This window comes from Enterobacter cloacae complex sp. HYC080_NIDB (assembly GCF_056673325.1).
Map to the genome: position 1 here is coordinate 4,425,581 of NZ_CP114212.1, position 22,877 is coordinate 4,448,457.

24 protein-coding genes are annotated in these 22,877 nt (G+C 54.8%); 17 read left to right on the forward strand and 7 right to left on the reverse strand.

Going from position 1 to position 22,877, the window contains the following annotated elements:
* Positions 1-138 precede the first annotated feature (138 nt).
* The 7 genes from rfaQ to coaD all read left to right on the forward strand — a co-directional run bounded on the left by rfaQ (position 139) and on the right by coaD (position 7,030).
* Entirely contained in the window at positions 139-1,209 is a 1,071-nt protein-coding gene (gene rfaQ, locus O1723_RS20975; protein ID WP_023331724.1) for a putative lipopolysaccharide heptosyltransferase III, read from the forward strand.
* Positions 1,206-2,333, forward strand: a complete 1,128-nt coding sequence (locus O1723_RS20980) for a glycosyltransferase family 4 protein (protein WP_023336547.1) — start codon at positions 1,206-1,208, stop codon at positions 2,331-2,333. The genes rfaQ and O1723_RS20980 overlap by 4 nt, the downstream gene beginning before the upstream one ends.
* 2 nt (positions 2,334-2,335) lie before the next feature.
* Positions 2,336-3,436, forward strand: coding sequence for a glycosyltransferase (locus tag O1723_RS20985; protein ID WP_023331722.1), 1,101 nt, complete (start codon positions 2,336-2,338; stop codon positions 3,434-3,436).
* A gap of 11 nt (positions 3,437-3,447) precedes the next feature.
* The gene (locus O1723_RS20990) at positions 3,448-4,437 is read left to right on the forward strand and encodes a glycosyltransferase (protein WP_023336546.1); all 990 of its coding nucleotides are present in this window, start codon (positions 3,448-3,450) and stop codon (positions 4,435-4,437) included.
* A 65-nt stretch (positions 4,438-4,502) separates the two neighbouring features.
* Entirely contained in the window at positions 4,503-5,777 is a 1,275-nt protein-coding gene (gene waaA, locus O1723_RS20995; RefSeq protein ID WP_014881988.1) for a lipid IV(A) 3-deoxy-D-manno-octulosonic acid transferase, read from the forward strand.
* The gene (locus tag O1723_RS21000) at positions 5,777-6,547 is read left to right on the forward strand and encodes a glycosyltransferase family 2 protein (RefSeq protein WP_023336545.1); all 771 of its coding nucleotides are present in this window, start codon (positions 5,777-5,779) and stop codon (positions 6,545-6,547) included. Before waaA ends, O1723_RS21000 begins: the two co-directional genes overlap by 1 nt.
* Positions 6,548-6,550: 3 nt before the next feature.
* Complete coding sequence (gene coaD, locus O1723_RS21005; protein WP_014881986.1) at positions 6,551-7,030, forward strand: pantetheine-phosphate adenylyltransferase; 480 nt, start codon at positions 6,551-6,553, stop codon at positions 7,028-7,030.
* Between the two features lie 2 nt (positions 7,031-7,032).
* Here the strand turns inward: coaD and mutM are convergent, their stop codons facing one another.
* The 4 genes from mutM to radC all read right to left on the reverse strand — a co-directional run bounded on the left by mutM (position 7,033) and on the right by radC (position 9,228).
* On the reverse strand, positions 7,033-7,842 hold the full coding sequence (mutM, locus tag O1723_RS21010) for a bifunctional DNA-formamidopyrimidine glycosylase/DNA-(apurinic or apyrimidinic site) lyase (RefSeq protein ID WP_014881985.1): 810 nt from the start codon (positions 7,840-7,842) through the stop codon (positions 7,033-7,035).
* Between the two features lie 72 nt (positions 7,843-7,914).
* Positions 7,915-8,082, reverse strand: a complete 168-nt coding sequence (rpmG, locus tag O1723_RS21015) for a 50S ribosomal protein L33 (protein WP_003024094.1) — start codon at positions 8,080-8,082, stop codon at positions 7,915-7,917.
* A 22-nt stretch (positions 8,083-8,104) separates the two neighbouring features.
* On the reverse strand, positions 8,105-8,341 hold the full coding sequence (gene rpmB, locus O1723_RS21020; protein ID WP_002436699.1) for a 50S ribosomal protein L28: 237 nt from the start codon (positions 8,339-8,341) through the stop codon (positions 8,105-8,107).
* A 218-nt stretch (positions 8,342-8,559) separates the two neighbouring features.
* On the reverse strand, positions 8,560-9,228 hold the full coding sequence (gene radC / locus O1723_RS21025) for a RadC family protein (protein ID WP_014881984.1): 669 nt from the start codon (positions 9,226-9,228) through the stop codon (positions 8,560-8,562).
* A gap of 171 nt (positions 9,229-9,399) precedes the next feature.
* On the opposite strand from radC, the gene coaBC reads away from it, so the two are divergent.
* The 3 genes from coaBC to slmA all read left to right on the forward strand — a co-directional run bounded on the left by coaBC (position 9,400) and on the right by slmA (position 11,764).
* The gene (gene coaBC / locus O1723_RS21030; RefSeq protein ID WP_014881983.1) at positions 9,400-10,611 is read left to right on the forward strand and encodes a bifunctional phosphopantothenoylcysteine decarboxylase/phosphopantothenate--cysteine ligase CoaBC; all 1,212 of its coding nucleotides are present in this window, start codon (positions 9,400-9,402) and stop codon (positions 10,609-10,611) included.
* Entirely contained in the window at positions 10,589-11,047 is a 459-nt protein-coding gene (dut, locus tag O1723_RS21035) for a dUTP diphosphatase (protein WP_015570042.1), read from the forward strand. Before coaBC ends, dut begins: the two co-directional genes overlap by 23 nt.
* Positions 11,048-11,167: 120 nt before the next feature.
* Complete coding sequence (gene slmA, locus O1723_RS21040) at positions 11,168-11,764, forward strand: nucleoid occlusion factor SlmA (protein ID WP_014881982.1); 597 nt, start codon at positions 11,168-11,170, stop codon at positions 11,762-11,764.
* Positions 11,765-11,848: 84 nt separating this feature from the next.
* Here slmA and pyrE read toward each other — a convergent pair whose 3' ends face one another.
* The gene (gene pyrE / locus O1723_RS21045) at positions 11,849-12,490 is read right to left on the reverse strand and encodes an orotate phosphoribosyltransferase (protein WP_014881981.1); all 642 of its coding nucleotides are present in this window, start codon (positions 12,488-12,490) and stop codon (positions 11,849-11,851) included.
* 65 nt (positions 12,491-12,555) lie between these two features.
* A complete protein-coding gene (rph, locus tag O1723_RS21050) occupies positions 12,556-13,272 on the reverse strand; it encodes a ribonuclease PH (protein WP_014881980.1) in 717 nt (238 codons plus the stop codon).
* Positions 13,273-13,397: 125 nt separating this feature from the next.
* Between rph and O1723_RS21055 the strand changes: the two genes are divergently transcribed.
* Positions 13,398-14,261 carry a YicC/YloC family endoribonuclease gene (locus O1723_RS21055; RefSeq protein ID WP_248190875.1) on the forward strand — a complete coding sequence of 288 codons (864 nt, stop codon included), beginning with the start codon at positions 13,398-13,400 and terminating at the stop codon, positions 14,259-14,261.
* Positions 14,262-14,467: 206 nt separating this feature from the next.
* Entirely contained in the window at positions 14,468-15,085 is a 618-nt protein-coding gene (locus O1723_RS21060) for a trimeric intracellular cation channel family protein (RefSeq protein WP_014881979.1), read from the forward strand.
* Between the two features lie 2 nt (positions 15,086-15,087).
* Here O1723_RS21060 and ligB read toward each other — a convergent pair whose 3' ends face one another.
* Positions 15,088-16,758: an NAD-dependent DNA ligase LigB gene (gene ligB / locus O1723_RS21065; RefSeq protein WP_023336543.1), complete on the reverse strand. Its 1,671-nt coding sequence runs from the start codon at positions 16,756-16,758 to the stop codon at positions 15,088-15,090.
* A 251-nt stretch (positions 16,759-17,009) separates the two neighbouring features.
* Between ligB and gmk the strand changes: the two genes are divergently transcribed.
* From gmk to recG, 5 genes are read left to right on the forward strand one after another with little or no spacing between them, the layout of a single operon-like run.
* Positions 17,010-17,633, forward strand: coding sequence for a guanylate kinase (gmk, locus tag O1723_RS21070; RefSeq protein ID WP_014881977.1), 624 nt, complete (start codon positions 17,010-17,012; stop codon positions 17,631-17,633).
* 54 nt (positions 17,634-17,687) lie between these two features.
* Complete coding sequence (rpoZ, locus tag O1723_RS21075) at positions 17,688-17,963, forward strand: DNA-directed RNA polymerase subunit omega (protein WP_000135058.1); 276 nt, start codon at positions 17,688-17,690, stop codon at positions 17,961-17,963.
* Positions 17,964-17,982: 19 nt separating this feature from the next.
* Entirely contained in the window at positions 17,983-20,097 is a 2,115-nt protein-coding gene (gene spoT / locus O1723_RS21080; RefSeq protein WP_479983852.1) for a bifunctional GTP diphosphokinase/guanosine-3',5'-bis pyrophosphate 3'-pyrophosphohydrolase, read from the forward strand.
* Between the two features lie 4 nt (positions 20,098-20,101).
* Complete coding sequence (gene trmH / locus O1723_RS21085; RefSeq protein WP_014881975.1) at positions 20,102-20,791, forward strand: tRNA (guanosine(18)-2'-O)-methyltransferase TrmH; 690 nt, start codon at positions 20,102-20,104, stop codon at positions 20,789-20,791.
* A 3-nt stretch (positions 20,792-20,794) separates the two neighbouring features.
* Entirely contained in the window at positions 20,795-22,876 is a 2,082-nt protein-coding gene (recG, locus tag O1723_RS21090) for an ATP-dependent DNA helicase RecG (protein WP_014881974.1), read from the forward strand.
* Position 22,877: the final 1 nt, after the last annotated feature.

Sequence of the window (22,877 nt, forward strand, 5' to 3'; positions counted from 1 at the left end):
AGACAGGGAAGTTAGCGCTATGTTACGCACTCTCCAAACCATCAGTAAACCCTTGCTGGGAAATTCCTGAGATTATGGAGAAAGAGTGCAAGTCGCTATCAGGTCTATTAGAATTGCCAACAGTACAACGCCGATAAGATGATGATGAATAACTTACCTGACACGCCTGATTTGCGCATTTTACTGATCAAACTCCGCCATCATGGCGATATGTTATTGACCACCCCCGTCATTGATTCATTACGTCAACACTGGCCACACGCGCAAATTGATGTGCTGTTGTATGAAGAAACGCGCGACATGCTCGCCGCGCATCCGGCAATTGGCACCATTTATGGAATCGATCGTAAATGGAAGCACCTGGGCACACTCAAGCATCTACAGAAAGAGTGGCAGTTGCTGTGTGCGTTAAGGAAACAACATTATCATCTGGTGATTAACCTTGCCGATCAGTGGCGTAGCGCTATTGTCACCCGCTTCACCGGCGCGCCGGTTCGTCTCGGATTTGCCTTTAACAAACGCAACAATGCATTCTGGCGTTTTTGTCACAGCGATTTAGTCTCCGTTGCAAATCACCAGTCTCTGCACACCGTCGAGCAAAACCTCTCCATTCTGTCTCCATTACAGGTCGCGGCGCAGCCCGCCGTCACCATGGCCTACAGCGCAGATGACTGGCACTTCGCCCGCCAACAGCTGGAGAAAAAGGGTGTGAGTGATAACTATATCGTGATTCAGCCAACATCCCGCTGGTTCTTCAAATGCTGGGATGAAGACAAAATGGCGCAAACTATTACCGCACTGCAGCAAGATGGGCATACCGTCGTACTCACGGCCGGGCCGGATAAAAAAGAGATGGCGATGATCGATCGCATTCTCGCCGCGTCACCGAAGACCGGCGTCGTCTCGCTGGCCGGTCAATTAACGCTGCGCCAGCTTGCAGCGCTTATCGATCATGCCTGCCTGTTCATTGGGGTTGATTCGGTTCCGATGCATATGGCCGCCGCGCTGCAGACGCCCTGCGTGGCACTCTTTGGCCCTTCCAAACTGACGTTTTGGTCTCCGTGGCAGGTCAACGGCGACGTTATCTGGGCTGGCGACTTCGGCCCGCTCCCCGATCCGGACGCCATTGATACCAACACTAAAGAGCGCTATCTCGACGCCATTCCCGTGGATGCTGTCGTCTCTGCTGCAAAGAGATATCTGTCATGAAACACCATCGTCTGGCGATTGTGCGCCAAAAATATCGTCCTGATGGCGGAGCGGAACGGTTCGTCTCCCGCGCGCTCACCGCGTTAAGCAACCAAAATCTTGAGCTGAATGTCATCACCCGTGAATGGCAGGGAGAAAAGCAGGACGACTGGCATATCCACATTTGCGATCCGCGAAAGTGGGGCCGCATCAGCCGCGAGCGTGGTTTTGCTCATGCCGCACGTGAACTGTGGCAACAACAACAGTTTGATATTGTGCAAAGCCACGAGCGAATCCCGGGCTGTGACATCTACCGCGCAGGCGATGGCGTCCACCGCCGCTGGCTACTGCAGCGTGCACGCATTCTACCCGCCTGGCGTGCAAAGATGCTGATGGTCGATCGCTATCACCGCTATGTGATGCATGCCGAACGAGAGATGTACCAGGCACCGGAACTCAAAGCGGTTATCTGTAATGCGGAGATGATCAAACGCGAAATTGTCGAAGATTTTGATATTGACGCAAAAAAAATACATGTAATTTATAATTCTATTGATTCCAGCCGCTTCGTTCCGGCTCAGGAGACACAACGTGCCGCGTTGCGTCAGCAATTTGGTTTGCCAGCCGATGCCGTGGTGTTCTGTTTTGTCGGCTCCGGGTTCGAACGTAAAGGCCTGGCCAGCGCCATACGGGCTATCGCTGGAACAGCGGCATGGCTGATTGTGGTTGGACAGGATAAAGCAGAACGTCGTTATCGCGATCTTGCCCGTTCACTCGGCTGCGAAGGGCAAATCCGTTTCCTGGGGATGCAAAAAGAAACGCTTCCTTTTTATCAGCTATCCGATGGTTTACTGTTGCCAACGCTGTATGATCCCTTTCCTAACGTCATTCTTGAAGCAATGGCCTGCGGTTTACCCGTCATAACTTCAGAGAGTTGCGGAGGCGCTGAATTTATTCAGCAAGGCCAGAACGGATTTTATTGCGACGCCCTTGATATCAAGACATTGAAGGAAGCGATATCCGCCATTCCTTCTCTGGAAAAAAATAACAATATGGGACGCGCGGCACGGGAACGTGTGAAAGACGCCACCCCCGAAAAACTGTCAAGTCAGCTTATTTCGCTTTATCAAAAATTACTGGATTAAAAATGCGCATCCTAATGATTATTGATGGTTTACCCGGTGGGGGAGCTGAAAAAACGGTTCTTACACTTTCCAGTGGATTGATAGAAATGGGACATCAGGTCTCTCTCTTCTCCCTGCGGAAAGTGTGCGATTACGCCATCCCGGAAGGCATTGATTATCAGGTTGTTCAGGATACCTGCAAAAAACCGTGGCGAAAGCTGACGGAGATCCCACGCCGCGCCCATCTGCTGGATCGGGCTATTGAGCGGGCTGAACGCAGCGGAAAATTTGACGTTGTGTTCTCTCATTTGCACAAAACTGACCGCATTGTTGCACACTGCCGTGCGCTGGAACGCGATAAAGTCTGGTTTTGCGTGCATGGCATGTTCTCGTTCTCCTATTTGCGCCATCGCCGCGGGCTTTCTCGCTGGTTTAAGCATCTTAAAATTCGTCATACCTACGAAAATCGTAATGTTGTCGCTGTTTCAGGCGCCGTGTTGAAAGATCTTTCAGAGACGCTGGCGCTCACGCTTCGACGCAAAGCGGTAATCCATAACCCGTTTGATATCCCTGAAATTCAGCGTCTGGCTGATGCCCCCTTTGAAATGCAAGGGAAGGATTACATCATTCATGTTGGCCGCTTCCATGAGCACAAACGTCACGATCGGCTTTTACGTGCGTTCGCACTGAGTCAACTTGACACTACACTGGTCATGATGGGCAATGGGTCCGATGCCAAAATCCAAAAATTACAGCAGCTTGCCAGAGATTTGGGTATTGAAAACAAAACGGTTTTCCGCCCATTCGACGCTAACCCCTACCCCTGGATAAAAGGGGCGCGGCTCTTAGTGTTAAGTTCTGACTGCGAAGGTTTTGGTAATGTGCTGGTTGAATCCATTATCTGCCAGACCCCGCCGGTCAGTACAAATTGTCCAGGAGGCCCCGCTGAAATCCTCACGGGAGACCTGGCGCGCGGGCTGTCAGAGTTAAACGACGAATCACTGGCAAAAACGCTGGTCGATATTTATACCTCCCCGCCGGTCGTTGGCGGTGCAACCATTGCGTCGTTCGGCATCAATGCCATTTGCCGGCAATATATTGCTTTGGTAGACAATCAAAAATAATCAGGTTTCTTATGCAAAATTCAGCGCCATTATTAAGCGTGGTGGTTGCCGTATATAACGGTGAAGCTTTTCTGGATCAGTTCTTTACCTGCCTTGTGAATCAACGCATCGACAGCATGGAAGTCATTATTGTCAATGACGGCTCTACTGACCGTTCGGTGCAGATCGTCGAAAGCTGGCGTGAAAAACTGCCGCAGTTGCAGGTGATTGAACAGCAAAATCAGGGCGTATCCATCGCGCGTAATACCGGCCTGGCCGTAGCAACGGGTCAGTATCTCTCTTTCCCGGATATTGATGATGTCTTCAAGCCGGGCATGTACCAGCGTCTTCTGGATATGGCCGTCACACAGGATTTGGATGTCGCGACCTGCAATGGGAACTACGTCTGGGAAAACAACAAGAAACCCTCTCGCCCTATTTTCCCTGAAGATAAACTCGCCTCGACGGATGTCATGACTGGCCCGGCGTGGTTAAAGAAGGCGCTGGATTCACGAAAGTTCCTGCACGTCACCTGGTTAAACATCTATCGCCACGACTTTATTCGTAAACACAGTTTCCATTTTGAACCCGGCCTTCGCCATCAGGATATTCCGTGGACGACCGAAGTGCTGCTTGCCGCGGAACGCGTTCAGTACACCAGCGAACGCTTTTATGACTACTACATTCACTCTGCTTCGGTATCGCATACTCCGGATAATGACGACACGCTGATTCGCTCCGCCCGTCATTACATGAAAATCCTGCAGATGCTTGACGCCATTAACCAGCGTTACCCGGATAAAGTGAAAAATATCCCGGCTTGCCACTGGCAAATCGCCAAAGAGGGGCTGGGGATCATTCACACCTTCGACAACATGAAGGATGAGGCGAAGAAGACCATGATTATCAAAGAGTTATTTGATACTGGGATCTGGAAGCTTATCTGGAAAAGTGCTAAAAGTCCGCGTTTGCGCTGGCGTCTGGGTCGACGCTACTTCCGTTTAAAACGGTATCTGGCATAAGAGATAGCTTTAGCACGCTTAAATGCTTAGAATTTCCCGGCCGAAACTAAAAAACGGATAATCGCTTGGAATTGTTGTATACCGCCCTGCTCTACATCATTCAGCCACTGGTGTGGCTGAGACTGTTGCTTCGTAGCCGTAAAGCGCCTGCGTATCGTAAACGCTGGGCTGAGCGCTATGGCTTTTGCCGCAATAAAGTCGCCCCGGACGGTATTCTGCTGCATTCCGTTTCTGTTGGTGAAACGCTGGCAGCGATCCCGCTGGTTCGCGCCCTGCGTCACCGCTACCCGTCGCTGCCCATCACCGTCACGACGATGACGCCAACCGGCTCAGAGCGCGCGTTATCCGCCTTTGGCAAAGACGTTCATCACGTCTACCTCCCTTACGATCTGCCCTGCGCCATGAATCGTTTCCTGAATACCGTTCGCCCGAAACTGGTGATCGTGATGGAAACTGAACTGTGGCCGAACATGATTTCCGCCCTGCATGCCCGTAAAATTCCACTGGTGATTGCCAACGCGCGCCTGTCAGAGCGCTCAGCGAAAGGCTACGGCAAGCTGGGTAAATTTATGCGCCGTCTCCTGAGCAAAATCACCCTGATTGCCGCGCAAAACGAAGAAGATGCCGCACGCTTTATCGCGCTGGGCCTGAAACGCAACCAGCTTGCGGTAACGGGCAGCCTGAAATTTGATATTTCTGTTACCCCTGAACTCGCCGCCCGCGCGATCACGCTGCGTCGCCAGTGGGCCCCGCGTCGTCAGGTCTGGATTGCAACCAGTACCCATGATGGCGAAGAAGAGATCATCCTGCAGGCGCACCGCAAGCTGCTGGAAAAATTCCCTGATTTACTGCTGATCCTCGTTCCCCGCCATCCGGAGCGTTTTAAAGATGCCCGTGAAATGGTGCAGAAAGGCGGCTTCAGCTTCACCTTGCGCAGCAGCGGTGAGATCCCTTCCGGCAGCACCCAGGTGGTGATTGGCGATACCATGGGCGAGCTGATGTTGCTGTACGGCATTGCCGACCTCGCCTTTGTCGGCGGCAGCCTGGTGGAACGCGGCGGCCATAACCCGCTCGAGCCAGCTGCGCACGCCATTCCGGTTCTGATGGGTCCGCACACGTTTAACTTCAAAGATATCTGCGCTAAATTGCAGCAGGCCGATGGTTTAATTACCGTGACCGACGCGGACTCCGTCGTCAAAGAGGTGTCGACCCTTCTGACGGACGAAGATTATCGTCTGTGGTACGGTCGCCATGCCGTCGAAGTGCTGCATCAGAACCAGGGCGCACTCACCCGTCTTCTGCAGCTTCTGCAACCTTATCTGCCTCAGCGGAGCCACTAATGTCAACGCGTCTGTCGGTCGTGATGATCGCCAAAAACGCCGCCGACCTGCTTCCGGACTGCCTGGCTTCGATCGCCTGGGCTGACGAAATCGTCGTGCTTGACTCCGGCAGCACGGACAACACGGTGGACGTTGCCCGCGCAGCGGGTGCAAAGGTCTTTATCAATACGGACTGGCAAGGCTATGGCATCCAGCGCCAGCGCGCGCAAAAGTATGCTACCGGTGATTACGTGTTGATGATCGACACCGACGAGCGTGTCACCCCGGAACTCCAGCAAGCCATTCAGACCGTGCTTGCCGTGCCGCAGCCCGAAGCGGTCTACAGCATTGCCCGTCGTAACTATTTCCTGGGCCGTTTTATGCGCCACAGCGGCTGGTATCCAGACCGCGTAATGCGCCTCTATGAGCGCGAGCGCTATCAGTACAACGACAACCTGGTCCACGAGTCACTGGCCTGCGACAGCGCCCGGCAGATCCCCCTGACGGGCGATTTGCTACACCTGACCTGCCGCGATTTCGCCAGCTTCCAGCGTAAACAGCTCAGCTATGCCACTGCGTGGGCGCAGGAACGCCACCAGCGCGGCAAGAAGGCCACGCTGACCGGCATCTTCACCCACACGCTGGGCGCGTTTCTGAAAACGTTGCTGCTGCGTGGCGGGGTGCTGGACGGTAAGCAGGGCTGGTTACTGGCGGTGGTGAATGCCCAGTATACTTTCAACAAATACACCGAGCTGTGGGCGCTCTGCCGCGGCTACTCAGAGAAAACGTGAGCCATGAGCACAAAAGCGATTTATCCGGGTACCTTCGATCCGATCACCAACGGTCATCTTGATATCATCACCCGTGCGGCGTGCATGTTCGACACGGTGATTCTGGCGATTGCCGCCAGTCCCAGCAAGAAACCTATGTTCGACCTCGACGAGCGTGTTGCGCTTGCCCGCGACGCGATTGCACACCTGCCGAATGTAGAGGTAGTGGGCTTCAGCGACCTGATGGCAAACTTCGCCCGTGCCCAGCAGGCAAACATCCTGATTCGCGGGTTACGCGCAGTGGCAGACTTCGAGTATGAGATGCAGCTGGCGCACATGAACCGCCACCTGATGCCGGAACTGGAAAGCGTATTCCTGATGCCGTCCAAAGAGTGGTCGTTTATCTCGTCCACGCTGGTAAAAGAGGTGGCTCGCCATCATGGGGACGTTACCCACTTCCTGCCGGTAAACGTCCACCAGGCGTTGCTAGAAAAGCTAAAGTAGCGCTATTTCTGACACTGACGGCAGTAGAACGTGGCGCGCTGTGCGTGCTTCGTGGCAATAACTGGCGTTCCGCAGACTCTGCATGGCTCGCCTTTACGGCCATACACCTGCAGCTCCTGAGCAAAATAGCCCGGCTTGCCGTCGCTTTGCAGGAAATCCTTCAGCGTGGTTCCGCCCTGCTCAATCGAGCGCAGCAATACCGCTTTAATCACTCTGACCAGCAGCTCGCACTCCTGAGCCGACAGTGAAGAGGCCAGCCGATCGGGATGGATCCCGGCGGCAAACAGCGATTCGCTGGCATAGATATTCCCCACGCCGACCACCAGCTTGTTATCCATCAGCCAGGGCTTAATCGGGCTCTTCTTCTTCGCGCACTTCGCTTTCAGGTATTCCGCATTAAACGCGTCTGAGAGCGGCTCCGGGCCCAGATGCGCCAGCACGTTGTGCCCGTCCAGCTCTTTAGTCCACAGCCACGCGCCAAAGCGCCGTGGGTCGGTGTAACGCAGCACTTTGCCGTTGCTCATCACCAGATCGACGTGGTCGTGCTTTTCCGCGGGCAGTTCTTCAGTAAGGATGCGCAGGCTCCCGGACATCCCCAGATGGATGATAATCCAGCCGTCAGGCAGCTCCAGCAGCAGGTATTTCGCGCGGCGCTGCACGCTAAGCACGGGTTTATCGCTTAACGCGTGGATCTCATCGGACACCGGCCAGCGCAGACGTCCATTGCGAACGACAGCATGAAGAATCGTCGCGCCGACCAGATGGGGCTCAATGCCGCGGCGGCTGGTCTCTACCTCAGGTAATTCAGGCATGGTTCCTCCGTTGAGATGCAGAATGCAAAAAACCCCGCAGTTGCGGGGTTTTTCAATACAAGGAGGCTAAAATTATTTGATTTTAGCTTCTTTGTACAGTACGTGCTGGCGTACAACTGGATCGAATTTTTTCAGTTCCAGTTTTTCCGGCTTAGTACGTTTGTTCTTCGTGGTGGTGTAGAAGTGACCTGTACCAGCAGAAGAAACCAGCTTGATTTTCTCGCGAATACCTTTAGCCATGATTTATTTCCTCTTTAAGTACTTAGTACTTTTCGCCACGGGCACGCAGTTCAGACAGAACTGTATCGATGCCTTTCTTATCAATTACACGCATACCTTTAGCAGATACACGCAGGGTGACAAAACGCTTCTCGCTCTCAACCCAGAAACGGTGAGAGTGCAGGTTCGGCAGGAAACGGCGTTTAGTCGCGTTCAGTGCGTGGGAACGGTTGTTACCGGTCACCGGACGCTTGCCAGTAACTTGGCAGACTCGGGACATGTCTATTCTCCAAAAATCAAATTAGCTCGAGCTTCGTATGGGGTATCGGCGCCTCGTCAGGCTTTACAGCCCGGTCATCGCATAGTTCTAAGTGAACTCTCGATTGCCAGGCCCAAATGCCAAACCCGAGATTCTCAAAGGTGGCGTAGTATACGCTGACTCGGCGGTGTGCTCAAGTCCCGAACAGACAAAGATCCCGATGGATCGCCAGAAATAGCCTAAATCCAGCCATGTTCGGCAAAAGAAAGGTACTCTCCGCGGCCAATTATCAGATGATCCAGCACACGAATGTCCATGAATTGACAGCATTTGATAATGCGCTCGGTCATTTCTTTGTCAGCTCTGCTCGGTTCTGCACAGCCAGAGGGGTGATTATGCGCGAGGATCACGCCCGCTGCATTCACTTTTATCGCTTCGCGCACAATTTCACGCGGATGTACCTCAACATGGTTCAGGGTACCCGAAAAAAGATGGCTGTGTTTCAGCACCCGGTTCCTGTTGTCGAGAAAGATCACCATAAAGATCTCGCGTTCAACATCGGTTAACTGACTTTGCAGGAATTCTCGCGTCATCGCTGGCGTCAGGATCGGTGCCTCCTTCTCCAGGCGGACATTGTTAAAACGGCGGGCCAGCTCGGCAATCGCCCTCAGCTGAGCATATTTCGCCACGCCGATCCCGCCAATATGCTTAAACTGCGCCAGGTCGGCGGTCAGCAAGCCATACAGTGAACCGAAATGAGCGATCAGCTCTTTTGCCAGCGTAAAGACCGTTTTCCCCGGGGTCCCGGTACGCAAAAAGAGCGCCAGCAGCTCATCGTCTGTTAATGGGGTGACGCCGTTGCGCAGCAATTTTTCGCGCGGCAGCAGCAGTTCATCCTCTTCTTCCATGCTCTTTCTCCCTTTTTACCCACATGCTGCCACAGGCCAGTCAGGCACTCGACGGCCTCGTATCGTTCTTGCGTAGCGCCTCGCAAAGTGAGCTAAGGACAAAATCACCCCGCTCAGGGGATTGTGATAAAATGCCCGCTCTCTGGTGAAACCCAACAGGAAAGAATCATGATGAGCCTGGCCGGTAAAAAAATCGTTCTTGGCGTAAGCGGCGGTATTGCTGCCTATAAAGCGCCGGAGCTGGTGCGTCGTCTGCGCGAGCGCGGGGCGGATGTGCGGGTCGCGATAACCGAAGGCGGCAAAGCCTTTATCACTCCCCTGAGCCTGCAGGCCGTTTCAGGGTACCCGGTATCTGACAGCCTGCTCGACCCGGCCGCCGAAGCCGCAATGGGCCATATTGAGCTTGGTAAATGGGCAGACCTCGTGATTCTTGCCCCTGCCACGGCTGATTTGATTGCCCGAGTGGCGGCCGGTATGGCGAACGATTTGGTTTCAACCATATGCCTCGCTACACCTGCCCCGGTCGCCGTTGTGCCTGCGATGAACCAGCAGATGTACCGTAACGCGGCCACCCAGCATAATCTGGAGACGCTGGCATCACGCGGCCTGCTTATCTGGGGTCCAGACAGCGGCAGCCAGGCCTGCGGCGATGTGGGCCCGGGTCGCATGCTTGATCCACTGACGATTGTCGACATGGCCGCAGCCCATTTTTCACCTGTCAACGATCTGCAACATCTCAACATCATGATTACCGCGGGCCCTACGCGCGAGCCGCTGGACCCGGTGCGTTACATCACTAACCACAGTTCCGGCAAAATGGGTTTTGCCATTGCTGCCGCCGCCGCAAAACGCGGCGCCAACGTCACGCTGGTAAGCGGTCCGGTCTCGTTGCCTACGCCGCCTTTTGTGCAGCGCATTAACGTCACCACCGCCCTGGAGATGGAAGCCGCCGTGCAGGCTCATGCGCAAAGCCAGCAGATTTTCATCGGCTGTGCGGCCGTGGCAGACTACCGCGCTGAGACCATCTCTGATGCGAAAATCAAAAAGCAAGGCGATGAATTAACGCTAAAAATGGTGAAAAACCCGGACATTGTTGCCGGTGTCGCCGCACTAAAAAACCATCGTCCTTACGTTGTTGGGTTTGCCGCAGAAACGAATAATGTGGAAGAATATGCCCGGCAAAAACGTACGCGCAAAAACCTCGATTTAATCTGCGCGAACGATGTATCGCTGGCCACGCAAGGATTTAACAGCGACAGCAACGCACTGCACCTTTTCTGGCAGGATGGAGATAAAATCTTACCGCTTGAGCGCAAGGAACTCCTGGGCCAACAATTACTGGACGAGATCGTTACCCGTTATGATGAAAAAAATCGACGTTAAGATTCTGGACCCGCGTGTTGGCGAGCAATTCCCGCTGCCAACCTATGCCACCTCCGGCTCTGCCGGACTTGACCTGCGCGCCTGTCTCGATGACGCCGTAGAACTGGCTCCGGGTGCCACCACCCTGATCCCGACGGGCCTGGCCATTCACATTGCTGACCCGTCTCTGGCGGCAGTCATCCTGCCACGCTCTGGCCTTGGCCATAAGCATGGCGTTGTGCTGGGCAACCTGGTTGGCCTGATCGACTCCGACTATCAGGGTCAGTTGATGGTTTCCGTCTGGAACCGTGGTCAGGACAGCTTCACCATTGAACCGGGCGAGCGTATCGCGCAGATGGTCTTTGTGCCAGTGGTTCAGGCAGAATTTAACCTGGTGGCAGATTTTGACGCCACCGATCGTGGCGAAGGCGGCTTCGGCCATTCCGGGCGCAAATAAACGCCCAACAAACACGTATCTCACAGTGCCATAATGCAATAACAAACCGCAAACGTCCGTTTGCGGTCGCTGTGTGGATGCCAGCCTGGCAAGTGCTTATTTTCAGGGGTATTTTGTAACATGGCAGAAAAACAAACCGCGAAAAGGAATCGTCGCGAAGAAATACTTCAATCTCTGGCTCTGATGCTTGAATCCAGCGATGGCAGTCAACGCATCACCACCGCTAAACTGGCCGCCTCTGTAGGCGTGTCTGAGGCGGCGCTATACCGTCATTTCCCCAGTAAAACCAGGATGTTCGACAGTCTGATTGAGTTTATTGAAGACAGCCTGATCACACGCATCAACCTGATTCTGAAAGACGAAAAAGACACCACCGCGCGTCTGCGTCTGATTGTGCTGTTAATTCTGGGCTTTGGTGAACGTAATCCGGGCTTGACCCGTATCCTCACTGGCCACGCGCTGATGTTTGAGCAGGACAGGCTACAGGGCCGCATTAATCAGCTTTTCGAACGTATTGAAGCGCAGCTGCGCCAGGTACTGCGCGAGAAGAAAATGCGTGAAGGCGAAGGATACACGATGGATGAGACATTGCTGGCAAGCCAGATCTTAGCGTTTTGCGAAGGTATGCTCTCACGCTTTGTCCGTAGCGAATTTAAATACCGTCCAACGGACGATTTTGACGCCCGCTGGCCGCTCGTCGCCGCTCAGTTGCAATAACTCCCATGCCGGATGACGGCTTCGTCTTATCCGGCCTGCGGGTGATGTAGGCCCGGTAAGCGGTAGCGCCACCGGGCAATTCAGCTACACGCCAAACTCTTCGCGATACGCACGCACCGCAGCCAGATGGTCCGCCATCTCAGGCTTCTCTTCCAGATACGCAATCAGCTCTTTCAGGGTAATGATAGAGATCACTTTGCAGCCGTAATCACGCTCAACTTCCTGGATAGCAGAGATATCGCTGCGACCACGCTCCTGACGATCCAGAGAAATCAGGACGCCAGCTAGCGTCGCGCCGTTAGCCTGGATAATCTCCATCGATTCACGGATCGCCGTACCCGCGGTGATCACATCATCCACCAGCATCACGCGGCCCTGCAGTGCACTGCCGACCAGGTTACCGCCTTCACCGTGGGTTTTAGCCTCTTTACGGTTAAAGCAGTACGGCACGTCGCGATCGTGATGTTCCGCCAGCGCTACTGCGGTGGTGGTCGCAATCGGAATGCCTTTGTAGGCCGGGCCAAAAAGCAGGTCAAAATCAATTCCGGAATCCATCAGCGCTTCGGCATAGAAACGACCCAACAGCGCCAGATCGCGCCCGGTATTAAATAGCCCGGCGTTAAAGAAGTAGGGGCTCTGACGACCGGATTTCAGCGTAAACTCGCCAAATTTAAGGACCTGTTTATTAATCGCAAACTCAATAAACTGGCGCTGATACGATTTCATGGATTCGCTCCTTTGGTTTCTGTCTTGCAGGCAAAAAAAAGGCGACTCATTGGTCGCCTTTAAAATCAATTTTCTAACGCCGCTTTCTGCGACGAGACAATAGATTCGATTCCCCCTCGGGCCAGAGCCAGCAGGGTAAGAAGTTCTTCATGGCTGAACGGCTCGCCTTCCGCCGTGCCCTGCACCTCAATGATGCGACCGTCTTCGGTCATCACTACGTTCATGTCGGTCTCGGCGGCGGAATCTTCGACGTATTCCAGATCGCACAGCGCTTCACCGTTAACGATACCCACGGAAACCGCCGCAACCATACCTTTCATTGGGTTGGTTTTCAGCTTACCGGCTGCAACCAGTTTGTTCAGGGCATCGGCCAGCGCCACACAGGCACCGGTAATGGACGCGGTACGCGTGCCGCCATCAGCCTGAATCACGTCGCAGTCGAGCGTAATCGTGAATTCACCGAGAGTTTTCAGGTCCACAGCGGCGCGTAGCGCACGCGCGATCAGACGCTGAATTTCCATGGTACGGCCACCCTGCTTACCCTTCGCCGCTTCACGGGCGTTACGGGTGTGGGTCGCGCGCGGCAGCATGCCGTATTCTGCGGTGATCCAGCCCTGGCCCTGGCCTTTCAGGAAACGCGGAACACCTTCTTCGATGGACGCGGTGCACAGTACTTTGGTGTCACCAAACTCAACCAGCACGGAACCTTCAGCGTGTTTTGTATAGTTACGGGTCAGGGTGACGGGACGCACCTGATTGGCGCTACGACCTGATGGACGCATGATGGATTCTCCGGCTTGAAACGAATGTGGCTGCGCATTATACGGATAAAGGACGCTTATTCCTATCCTGAGAAGCCCCCGAAAGCTATAATCCCCCCATCTCTCCTTTAAAAACGGGAATGTCTATGATCCGCAGTATGACCGCCTACGCCCGGCGTGAAATCAAGGGTAGCTGGGGTAGCGCTACCTGGGAAATGCGCTCGGTAAACCAGCGCTATCTGGAAACATATTTCCGTATGCCGGAGCAGTTCCGCAGCCTCGAGCCCGTTGTACGCGAGCGCATCCGTACTCGTCTGACGCGCGGTAAAGTGGAATGTAACCTGCGTTTTGAGCCTGATGCCAGTGCGCAGGGCGAACTGATCCTGAATGAAAAACTGGCTAAACAGCTCGTGAATGCGGCGAACTGGGTCAAAATGCAAAGTGATGAAGGTGAAATCAACCCGGTTGATATTCTGCGCTGGCCTGGCGTCATGGCTGCCGGTGAGGAGGATCTGGATGCCATCGCCGCCGAAATCCTTGCCGCCCTCGACGGTACCCTGGATGACTTTATCGTTGCCCGCGAAACCGAAGGCCAGGCGCTGAAAGCGATGATTGAGCAGCGTCTTGAAGGCGTAAGCGCCGAAGTGGCAAAAGTCCGCACCCATATGCCGGAAGTGCTGCAATGGCAGCGCGAGCGTCTGGTAGCCAAACTGGAAGAAGCGGAAGTTCAGCTGGAAAACACCCGTCTGGAACAAGAGCTGGTGCTGATGGCGCAGCGTATTGACGTTGCCGAAGAGCTGGATCGTCTGGAAGCACACGTGAAAGAGACCTACAACATCCTGAAGAAGAAGGAAGCGGTAGGCCGCCGCCTCGACTTTATGATGCAGGAGTTCAACCGCGAGTCGAACACCCTGGCATCTAAGTCGATCAATGCTGAAGTAACCAACTCAGCGATCGAGCTGAAGGTGCTGATTGAGCAGATGCGCGAGCAAATCCAGAATATCGAGTAATCGCTTTCAGGTGGTGTCCGCTGGACACCACCCATTAGTATTTTTAATCCGAATTTCCACCCACTCTCCTTCCTTACCTCCATTTATCAGGCCCCTTTAAGGGAAATGAATAAATTTTTATAACGCAAAGGGATTCACCTTAGAAAATCTCAATCGTGATCTTGCGCACAAATCGCTAACCTGCCCGCGTTCTGACCGGAGGGTATATGCTGCTTCACACTCTTTATCTTATTGGTATCACCGCAGAAGCCATGACCGGCGCACTTGCAGCCGGACGACGCCGCATGGACACCTTCGGCGTGATCATTATTGCCACCGCGACCGCGCTGGGCGGCGGATCCGTGCGCGATCTCCTGCTTGGCCATTACCCTCTCGGCTGGGTTAAACACCCTGAGTATGTGATTATCGTGGCAACAGCCGCCGTATTAACCACCATTGTGGCACCCGTTATGCCCCATCTGCGCCGCCTGTTTCTGGTGCTGGATGCGCTGGGGCTGATTGTCTTTTCTATCATCGGTGCACAGATCGCGCTCGATATGGGTGAAGGGCCGGTTATCGCCACGATTGCTGCTGTGGTCACAGGGGTGTTTGGCGGCGTACTGCGCGATATGTTCTGCAAACGCATTCCCCTGGTCTTTCAAAAAGAGCTGTATGCCGGCATTTCCTTCGCCGCAGCGGTGCTCTACATCGCCCTGCAGCACTATGTTTCTAACCATGATGTGGTGGTTATCTCTACGCTGCTGTTTGGCTTTACGGCCCGCATGCTGGCGCTGCGTCTGAAGCTGGGACTGCCCGTGTTTCACTATAAGCACGGCGTACACTGATCTCAGAAACCGTTGATGTGCTGCCGGGCAAGCCACCGGACCAGCACATCAATCTCTGGTGCATTTATCCAGCTCACGATCTGCCGCGCCCTCTCTTCCCCCGTACCCGGCAAGGCCTGCCAAGCCTTTGCGCTGCGTTCACGCATCTGTTGCCATGACATATCCCCCAACGCCTTCAGCGAGGCTTGTGGCAATGGCGCACCCAACGCCATCATCCAGTGGATAAAAGGTTGTTCACGTACCAGGTTGAAGCGATGCCAGAGCGCCAGCCCACGCGCTGGAGAAAACCCCGGCGTAGACTGGAGCTGCGCCTGCGTTAAGAGCAGCCATGAGAAGAGATGTTCAAAATGATGCGCCTGCCAGAGTGTTCGCCAGCCTGACTCGCCTAATCCTTCAATGTTGAATACCTGCTTAGAACTGAGCCATGTCAACCGGGCGAAGAACTGTTCCATACACTCTGGCGAAGCATAAAAACAGCTCAGGGAGTGAAAACGCGAGGCCGGTGGTTCAGGTTTTTGTCTGTCCGTCCCTCGCCAGATAACCTTATCAAACCGTGGGATACCCTGCCCGGCAAGGCTCACCTGGATCTGATCGCCAGGGGCAATATCCAGCCTCTGCCAGCGTCCAACCGACCCCAGGCTCACCCGCTGTACCTGTTTATCATCCAGTTGCACCGGCTCCAGCGCCGCCACGACGGAAATTTTACCCGTACGCCCAACTGAAAAATGAATATCCCTGACCTCAGCAACCTGCGCAACTGGCGGATATTTCCACGCCATGACCCAGTTGCCTTCGCCAGGCAGCCAGCGCTCCCCTGAAGGCGACTCCGCGGACCGAACCACAATGCCATCCGTGGCAAAGGGTAATGCTGTGTTTTGCCAGGCCAAACGCTGCTTTTCAACTTCATCAACCGTTCGGGTGGGCAAGGTATAGGACGCCGTCATGGAAAACCCTGCTCCGGACAGCGCAGAAAGCATACTTTTCATCTCTTTCGGACCATCCGGCCAGGCCCAGATAAATATTCCTGTCTGGTTCAGAAGCGCACCGTCGTTCTGCCGCATCATCGCTCCCGCCACTTTTGCGCGTGCATTCATTCCGCCCATCTGCCGCTGAATGTGATTCTCGCGCATCCAGAAAAGCTCCCCCTGCAGGACGCTGTTTGCCAGCGCGCCGGATACCTCTTTAGGCACTGACGGAATCAAACGCACGCGAGCGGTCCAGTCCTCACCTTTTAACCCATTACCACGACTGATAGCCTGGGTGAGCTTTCCGTTGCGATACACCAGCGTCACCGCCACGCCGTCGACTTTTGGCTGCATCCAGAGATTTTTCTGGCCTCGCATCCACTGACCTAGCGCTTCTTTGCTGGCGGCCTTATGCACCCCCGTATGGGCAACAGGATGTTTTACGCTTCCCGTCAGCGCAGGTAAGGTGTTCTCTGAGAGATCATGGCCAAAACAGCGCTGCCATTGGGCTAAGCGTCCGTTGAGCTGGTCGTATACCTCGTCGTTGACCTCGCTGACGCCCTGCTTCCAGTAGGCTTCATCCCAGCGTTTGATCTGTGCGCTTAAGGATGCAATCTCTTTTCCGGCTTTAGCCTGTGACCACACCGGACACACCGCCGCCCCATAACCACACCACAACAGCATTAACCCGCTTATCCATCTCCACATCGCTACCCCTCCTTTGCAATGCCGGAGGTATAACCTGACGTGAGAAACATGGCTAATAACAACTTCTCATCATGCGAGACGCTATCCAGTATTCATTTTTATTGCAGCAAACCGCGGGTAAAACCTGAAAACGGTACGCAAAATTCAATAATCCAGGGGAAAAAGTGTGACAAAGGCTACGTCACACTGCGCCGACGTGTATAATAAGCCCGTATGTAGGACTTCTTCGCTAACACATACAAAAGACTCTCATGGCTCAAGGCACGCTTTATATTGTTTCTGCCCCTAGTGGCGCGGGTAAATCCAGCCTTATTCAGGCACTGTTAAAAACCCAACCGTTGTACGACACACAGGTATCTGTTTCTCACACCACGCGTCAGCCGCGTCCGGGTGAAGTGCACGGTGAACACTATTTCTTTGTGGATCACGACGAGTTCAGAGCGATGATCGCCAGGGATGCGTTCCTTGAACACGCTGAAGTGTTTGGTAACTACTACGGTACCTCGCGTGAAACCATTGAGCAGGTTCTGGCCACGGGCGTGAATGTCTTCCTGGATATCGACTGGCAGGGCGCACAGCAAATTCGCAAGAAAATGCCGGAGTCACGCAGTATCTTTATTTTACCGCCATCGAAAGATGAGCTGGATCGCCGTCTGCGTGGCCGCGGTCAGGACAGCGAAGACGTGATTGCAAAGCGTATGGCCCAGGCAGTTGCAGAAATGAGCCATTACGCGGAATATGATTACCTTATTGTGAATGATGATTTTGATGCCGCGCTGAGCGATCTCAAAACCATCCTTCGCGCAGAACGTCTGCGTATGAGCCGCCAGAAGCAGCGACATGACGCATTAATCACCAAACTGTTGGCAGACTGAACCCACTTTCAGTATCATGCCCAGTCATTTCTTCACCTGTGGAGCATTTTAAGTATGGCACGCGTAACTGTTCAGGACGCTGTAGAGAAAATTGGTAACCGTTTTGACCTGGTACTGGTCGCCGCGCGTCGCGCTCGTCAGATGCAGGTAGGCGGTAAAGATCCGCTGGTACCGGAAGAAAACGATAAAACCACCGTTATTGCACTTCGCGAAATCGAAGAAGGTCTGATCAACAACCAGATCCTCGACGTGCGTGAGCGCCAGGAGCAGCAAGAGCAGGAAGCCGCAGAACTGCAGGCCGTAACCGCCATTGCTGAAGGTCGTCGTTAATTAAACCTGCGGGTCGCCCTTGTATCTGTTTGAAAGCCTGAATCAACTGATTCAAACCTACCTGCCTGAAGACCAGATTAAGCGTCTTCAGCAGGCGTATCTCGTTGCACGTGACGCTCACGAGGGCCAGACACGTTCAAGCGGTGAACCCTACATCACGCACCCTGTTGCGGTAGCCTGCATTCTGGCCGAGATGAAACTCGACTACGAAACGCTGATGGCTGCTCTGCTGCATGACGTGATCGAAGATACCCCTGCCACCTACCAGGATATGGAACAGCTGTTTGGCAAAAGCGTTGCCGAACTGGTGGAAGGGGTCTCTAAGCTTGATAAGCTGAAATTCCGCGACAAGAAAGAGGCGCAAGCCGAAAACTTCCGCAAGATGATTATGGCGATGGTGCAGGATATCCGCGTCATTCTCATCAAACTCGCTGACCGTACCCACAACATGCGCACGCTGGGCTCACTTCGCCCGGACAAGCGTCGCCGCATTGCTCGTGAAACCCTGGAAATTTACAGTCCGCTGGCGCACCGTTTAGGTATTCACCACATTAAAACCGAGCTGGAAGAGCTGGGTTTTGAAGCGTTATACCCGAACCGCTATCGCGTCATTAAAGAGGTGGTGAAAGCCGCACGCGGTAACCGTAAAGAGATGATTCAAAAGATCCTCTCGGAAATTGAAGGGCGTTTACAGGAAGCGGGCATTCCGTGCCGCGTCAGCGGTCGCGAGAAACATCTGTACTCGATTTACTGCAAAATGGTGCTCAAAGAGCAGCGTTTTCACTCGATCATGGATATTTACGCGTTCCGCGTGATCGTCCACGATGCCGATACCTGCTATCGCGTGCTGGGGCAGATGCACAGCCTCTACAAACCGCGTCCGGGGCGCATGAAAGATTACATCGCCATTCCAAAAGCGAACGGCTATCAATCTTTGCATACCTCGATGATCGGTCCACACGGCGTGCCTGTCGAAGTGCAGATCCGCACCGAAGACATGGACCAGATGGCAGAGATGGGTGTCGCCGCGCACTGGGCGTATAAAGAGCACGGTGGCGAAAGCAGCACGACTGCACAGATCCGCGCCCAGCGCTGGATGCAGAGCCTGCTGGAACTGCAGCAGAGTGCGGGTAGCTCCTTTGAATTTATCGAGAGCGTGAAATCCGATCTCTTCCCGGATGAGATATACGTTTTCACCCCAGAAGGTCGCATTGTCGAACTGCCTGCGGGCGCAACGCCGGTCGACTTTGCTTACGCAGTACATACCGATATCGGGCATGCCTGCGTGGGCGCACGCGTCGACAGACAGCCTTATCCGCTGTCTCAGCCGCTCTCCAGCGGCCAGACGGTAGAAATTATTACCGCACCGGGCGCACGTCCGAACGCGGCCTGGCTGAACTTTGTGGTGAGCTCCAAAGCGCGCGCCAAAATTCGCCAGTTGCTGAAAAACCTCAAGCGCGACGGCTCCGTCAGCCTGGGACGCCGTCTGCTCAACCACGCGTTGGGCGGTAGCCGTAAGCTGGCTGAAATTCCACCAGAGCATATCCAGCGCGAACTCGACCGCATGAAGCTCACGTCTCTGGACGATCTGCTGGCGGAAATTGGTCTCGGTAACGCCATGAGCGTCGTGGTGGCGAAAAACCTGCAGCAGGGCGAAGCGATACCTTCTGCTCCAGGCGCATCCGGCCACGCTCATCTGCCAATCAAAGGCGCGGACGGGGTGCTGATCACCTTCGCAAAATGTTGCCGTCCAATCCCAGGTGACCCGATTATTGCGCACGTCAGCCCCGGCAAAGGGCTGGTTATCCACCATGAATCCTGTCGTAACATTCGCGGCTACCAGAAAGAAGCCGAGAAGTTTATGGCGGTCGAGTGGGACAAAGAGACGGCGCAGGAATTTATCACCGAAATTAAGGTGGATATGTTCAATCACCAGGGTGCCCTGGCAAACCTGACGGCAGCGATCAACACGGCCTCGTCCAACATTCAGAGCCTGAATACGGAAGAAAAAGACGGCCGCGTTTATAGCGCCTTTATTCGTCTGACCGCCCGCGACCGCGTGCATCTGGCGAATATTATGCGCAAGATCCGCGTCATGCCGGACGTGATTAAAGTTACCCGAAACCGAAACTAGGTTTATGAATTCACAACGTTATACACGTATCTGCGAAATGCTCGCCAGGCGTCAGCCTGACCTGACGGTCTGCATGGAGCAGGTTCATAAGCCTCATAACGTCTCTGCTATCGTTCGTACCGCAGACGCCGTCGGCGTACATGAAGTGCACGCCGTCTGGCCGGGCACCCGCATGCGAAACATGGTGTCTGCTGCCGCAGGCAGCAACAGCTGGGTGTCCGTCAAAACGCATCAGACGATTGGTGAAGCCGTATCGCACCTGAAAGGCCGCGGTATGCAGGTTCTTGCGACTCACCTTTCTGCTAAAGCTGTGGATTTCCGCGAGATCGACTACACCCGCCCAACCTGCATTTTGATGGGGCAGGAGAAAACCGGGATCACCCAGGAAGCGCTGGATCTGGCAGATCAGGACATCATCATCCCGATGATCGGTATGGTTCAGTCCCTGAACGTGTCGGTTGCCTCTGCGCTGATTCTGTATGAAGCGCAGCGCCAGCGCCAGAACGCCGGAATGTACGAGCGCAGCAACAGTATGCTGCCGGAAGAGGAACAGCAGCGCCTGCTGTTTGAAGGCGGTTATCCGGTGCTGGCTCGCGTCGCGAAGCAGAAAAAATTGCCTTACCCCCACGTCAACGCGCAGGGCGAAATTGAAGCCGATGCCGAGTGGTGGTCCACCATGCAGTACGCCGGGTAACTGATGAAAGGCCGCCTGCTGGATGCCATTCCGCTCAATAGCCTGACGGGCGTGGGCGCGGCGCAAAGCAGTAAGCTGGCAAAAATTGGCCTGCATACCGTGCAGGATCTCCTCCTGCACCTCCCTCTGCGTTACGAAGACCGCACTCAGCTCTACAAAATTGGCGATCTGCTGCCTGCCATTTACGCCACCGTTGAAGGCGAAGTCCTGAACTGCAACATCACGTTTGGTGGACGCCGGATGATGACCTGTCAGATCAGCGACGGTACCGGCATTCTCACCATGCGTTTTTTCAACTTCAGCGCAGCGATGAAAAACAGCCTGGCGACAGGCCGCCGAGTGCTGGCCTATGGCGAAGCCAAACGCGGTAAATACGGCGCAGAGATGATCCACCCGGAGTACCGCGTGCAGGGCGACCTCAGCACACCGGAACTGCAGGAGACGCTTACGCCGATTTACCCGACGACTGAAGGCATTAAGCAGGCAACGCTGCGTAAACTCACCGATCAGGCGCTGGAGCTGCTGGATACCTGCGCGATTACCGAACTTCTGCCCCCCGAGCTGGCACAGGGCATGATGAGCCTGCCCGAGGCATTGCGCACACTGCATCGTCCACCACCCACATTACAGCTCAGCGATTTAGAAAGCGGCAAACATCCCGCACAACGGCGTCTTATCCTTGAGGAATTACTGGCACATAACCTGAGCATGCTGGCGCTTCGCGCAGGCGCGCAGCGTTTCCACGCTCAGCCGTTAAGCCAGAATGATGCGCTCAAAGATAAGCTGCTGGCCTCTCTGCCGTTTAAGCCGACCGGCGCACAAGCGCGCGTAACGGCCGAGATTGAACGCGATATGGCACTCGACGTGCCGATGATGCGCCTGGTGCAGGGCGACGTCGGGTCCGGTAAGACGCTGGTTGCCGCCCTGGCAGCACTGCGCGCGATTGCCCACGGTAAACAGGTGGCGCTGATGGCGCCGACCGAGCTGCTGGCTGAACAGCACGCCAATAATTTCCGAGCCTGGTTCGCGCCGCTCGGGATTGAGGTAGGCTGGCTTGCCGGGAAGCAAAAAGGCAAAGCGCGTCTTGCGCAGCAGGAAGCCATCGCCAGCGGCCAGGTGCAGATGATTGTCGGCACACACGCTATCTTCCAGGAGCAGGTACTGTTTAACGGCCTTGCGCTGGTGATTATCGACGAACAGCACCGCTTCGGCGTGCATCAACGTCTGGCGCTGTGGGAAAAAGGGCTGCAGCAGGGCTTCCATCCGCATCAGCTGATCATGACCGCCACGCCAATCCCGCGCACCCTGGCGATGACCGCCTATGCCGATCTGGATACCTCCACCATCGATGAACTGCCGCCGGGGCGTACGCCGGTCACGACGGTCGCCATACCGGATACGCGCCGCAGCGATATCATCGACCGCGTGCGCAACGCCTGTACCCACGAAGGGCGTCAGGCCTATTGGGTCTGCACCCTAATTGAAGAGTCAGAACTGCTTGAAGCGCAGGCTGCTGAAGCAACGTGGGAAGAGCTAAAGCTGGCGCTGCCGGAGCTAAACGTGGGTCTGGTTCACGGGCGCATGAAGCCTGCTGAAAAACAGGCGGTGATGCAGGCGTTCAAACAGGGTGAGCTGCATTTACTGGTCGCGACGACGGTTATTGAAGTGGGCGTCGACGTCCCCAACTCCAGCCTGATGATCATCGAAAACCCGGAGCGTCTTGGCCTTGCTCAGCTCCACCAGCTGCGTGGGCGCGTTGGGCGTGGCGCAGTAGCCTCCCACTGCGTGCTGCTCTATAAAGCGCCGCTCTCAAAAACTGCCCAGATGCGTTTGCAGGTGCTGCGCGACAGCAACGACGGTTTTGTGATTGCACAAAAAGACCTTGAGATACGCGGCCCGGGCGAATTGCTGGGCACGCGTCAGACGGGAAATGCCGAATTTAAGGTGGCGGATTTGCTGCGCGATCAGGCCATGATCCCGGAAGTTCAGCGCCTCGCACGCCATATTCATGAACGCTACCCCGAACAGGCGGCAGCGTTAATTGAGCGCTGGATGCCGGAAACCGAGCGCTATTCCAACGCCTGAT

What these genes read in the sequence shown, in the direction of transcription:
- O1723_RS20980 (WP_023336547.1), top strand. Translation starts at nt 1,206, where the DNA reads ATGAAACACCATCGTCTGGCGATTGTGCGCCAAAAATATCGTCCTGAT.
- coaD (WP_014881986.1), top strand. Translation starts at nt 6,551, where the DNA reads ATGAGCACAAAAGCGATTTATCCGGGTACCTTCGATCCGATCACCAAC.
- slmA (WP_014881982.1), top strand. Translation starts at nt 11,168, where the DNA reads ATGGCAGAAAAACAAACCGCGAAAAGGAATCGTCGCGAAGAAATACTT.
- O1723_RS20990 (WP_023336546.1), top strand. Translation starts at nt 3,448, where the DNA reads ATGCAAAATTCAGCGCCATTATTAAGCGTGGTGGTTGCCGTATATAAC.
- O1723_RS21060 (WP_014881979.1), top strand. Translation starts at nt 14,468, where the DNA reads ATGCTGCTTCACACTCTTTATCTTATTGGTATCACCGCAGAAGCCATG.
- rfaQ (WP_023331724.1), top strand. Translation starts at nt 139, where the DNA reads ATGATGATGAATAACTTACCTGACACGCCTGATTTGCGCATTTTACTG.
- rph (WP_014881980.1), bottom strand. Translation starts at nt 13,272, where the DNA reads ATGCGTCCATCAGGTCGTAGCGCCAATCAGGTGCGTCCCGTCACCCTG.
- trmH (WP_014881975.1), top strand. Translation starts at nt 20,102, where the DNA reads ATGAATTCACAACGTTATACACGTATCTGCGAAATGCTCGCCAGGCGT.
- O1723_RS20985 (WP_023331722.1), top strand. Translation starts at nt 2,336, where the DNA reads ATGCGCATCCTAATGATTATTGATGGTTTACCCGGTGGGGGAGCTGAA.
- O1723_RS21000 (WP_023336545.1), top strand. Translation starts at nt 5,777, where the DNA reads ATGTCAACGCGTCTGTCGGTCGTGATGATCGCCAAAAACGCCGCCGAC.
- gmk (WP_014881977.1), top strand. Translation starts at nt 17,010, where the DNA reads ATGGCTCAAGGCACGCTTTATATTGTTTCTGCCCCTAGTGGCGCGGGT.
- radC (WP_014881984.1), bottom strand. Translation starts at nt 9,228, where the DNA reads ATGGAAGAAGAGGATGAACTGCTGCTGCCGCGCGAAAAATTGCTGCGC.
- rpoZ (WP_000135058.1), top strand. Translation starts at nt 17,688, where the DNA reads ATGGCACGCGTAACTGTTCAGGACGCTGTAGAGAAAATTGGTAACCGT.
- coaBC (WP_014881983.1), top strand. Translation starts at nt 9,400, where the DNA reads ATGAGCCTGGCCGGTAAAAAAATCGTTCTTGGCGTAAGCGGCGGTATT.
- dut (WP_015570042.1), top strand. Translation starts at nt 10,589, where the DNA reads ATGATGAAAAAAATCGACGTTAAGATTCTGGACCCGCGTGTTGGCGAG.
- mutM (WP_014881985.1), bottom strand. Translation starts at nt 7,842, where the DNA reads ATGCCTGAATTACCTGAGGTAGAGACCAGCCGCCGCGGCATTGAGCCC.
- ligB (WP_023336543.1), bottom strand. Translation starts at nt 16,758, where the DNA reads ATGTGGAGATGGATAAGCGGGTTAATGCTGTTGTGGTGTGGTTATGGG.
- recG (WP_014881974.1), top strand. Translation starts at nt 20,795, where the DNA reads ATGAAAGGCCGCCTGCTGGATGCCATTCCGCTCAATAGCCTGACGGGC.
- rpmB (WP_002436699.1), bottom strand. Translation starts at nt 8,341, where the DNA reads ATGTCCCGAGTCTGCCAAGTTACTGGCAAGCGTCCGGTGACCGGTAAC.
- rpmG (WP_003024094.1), bottom strand. Translation starts at nt 8,082, where the DNA reads ATGGCTAAAGGTATTCGCGAGAAAATCAAGCTGGTTTCTTCTGCTGGT.
- pyrE (WP_014881981.1), bottom strand. Translation starts at nt 12,490, where the DNA reads ATGAAATCGTATCAGCGCCAGTTTATTGAGTTTGCGATTAATAAACAG.
- O1723_RS21055 (WP_248190875.1), top strand. Translation starts at nt 13,398, where the DNA reads ATGATCCGCAGTATGACCGCCTACGCCCGGCGTGAAATCAAGGGTAGC.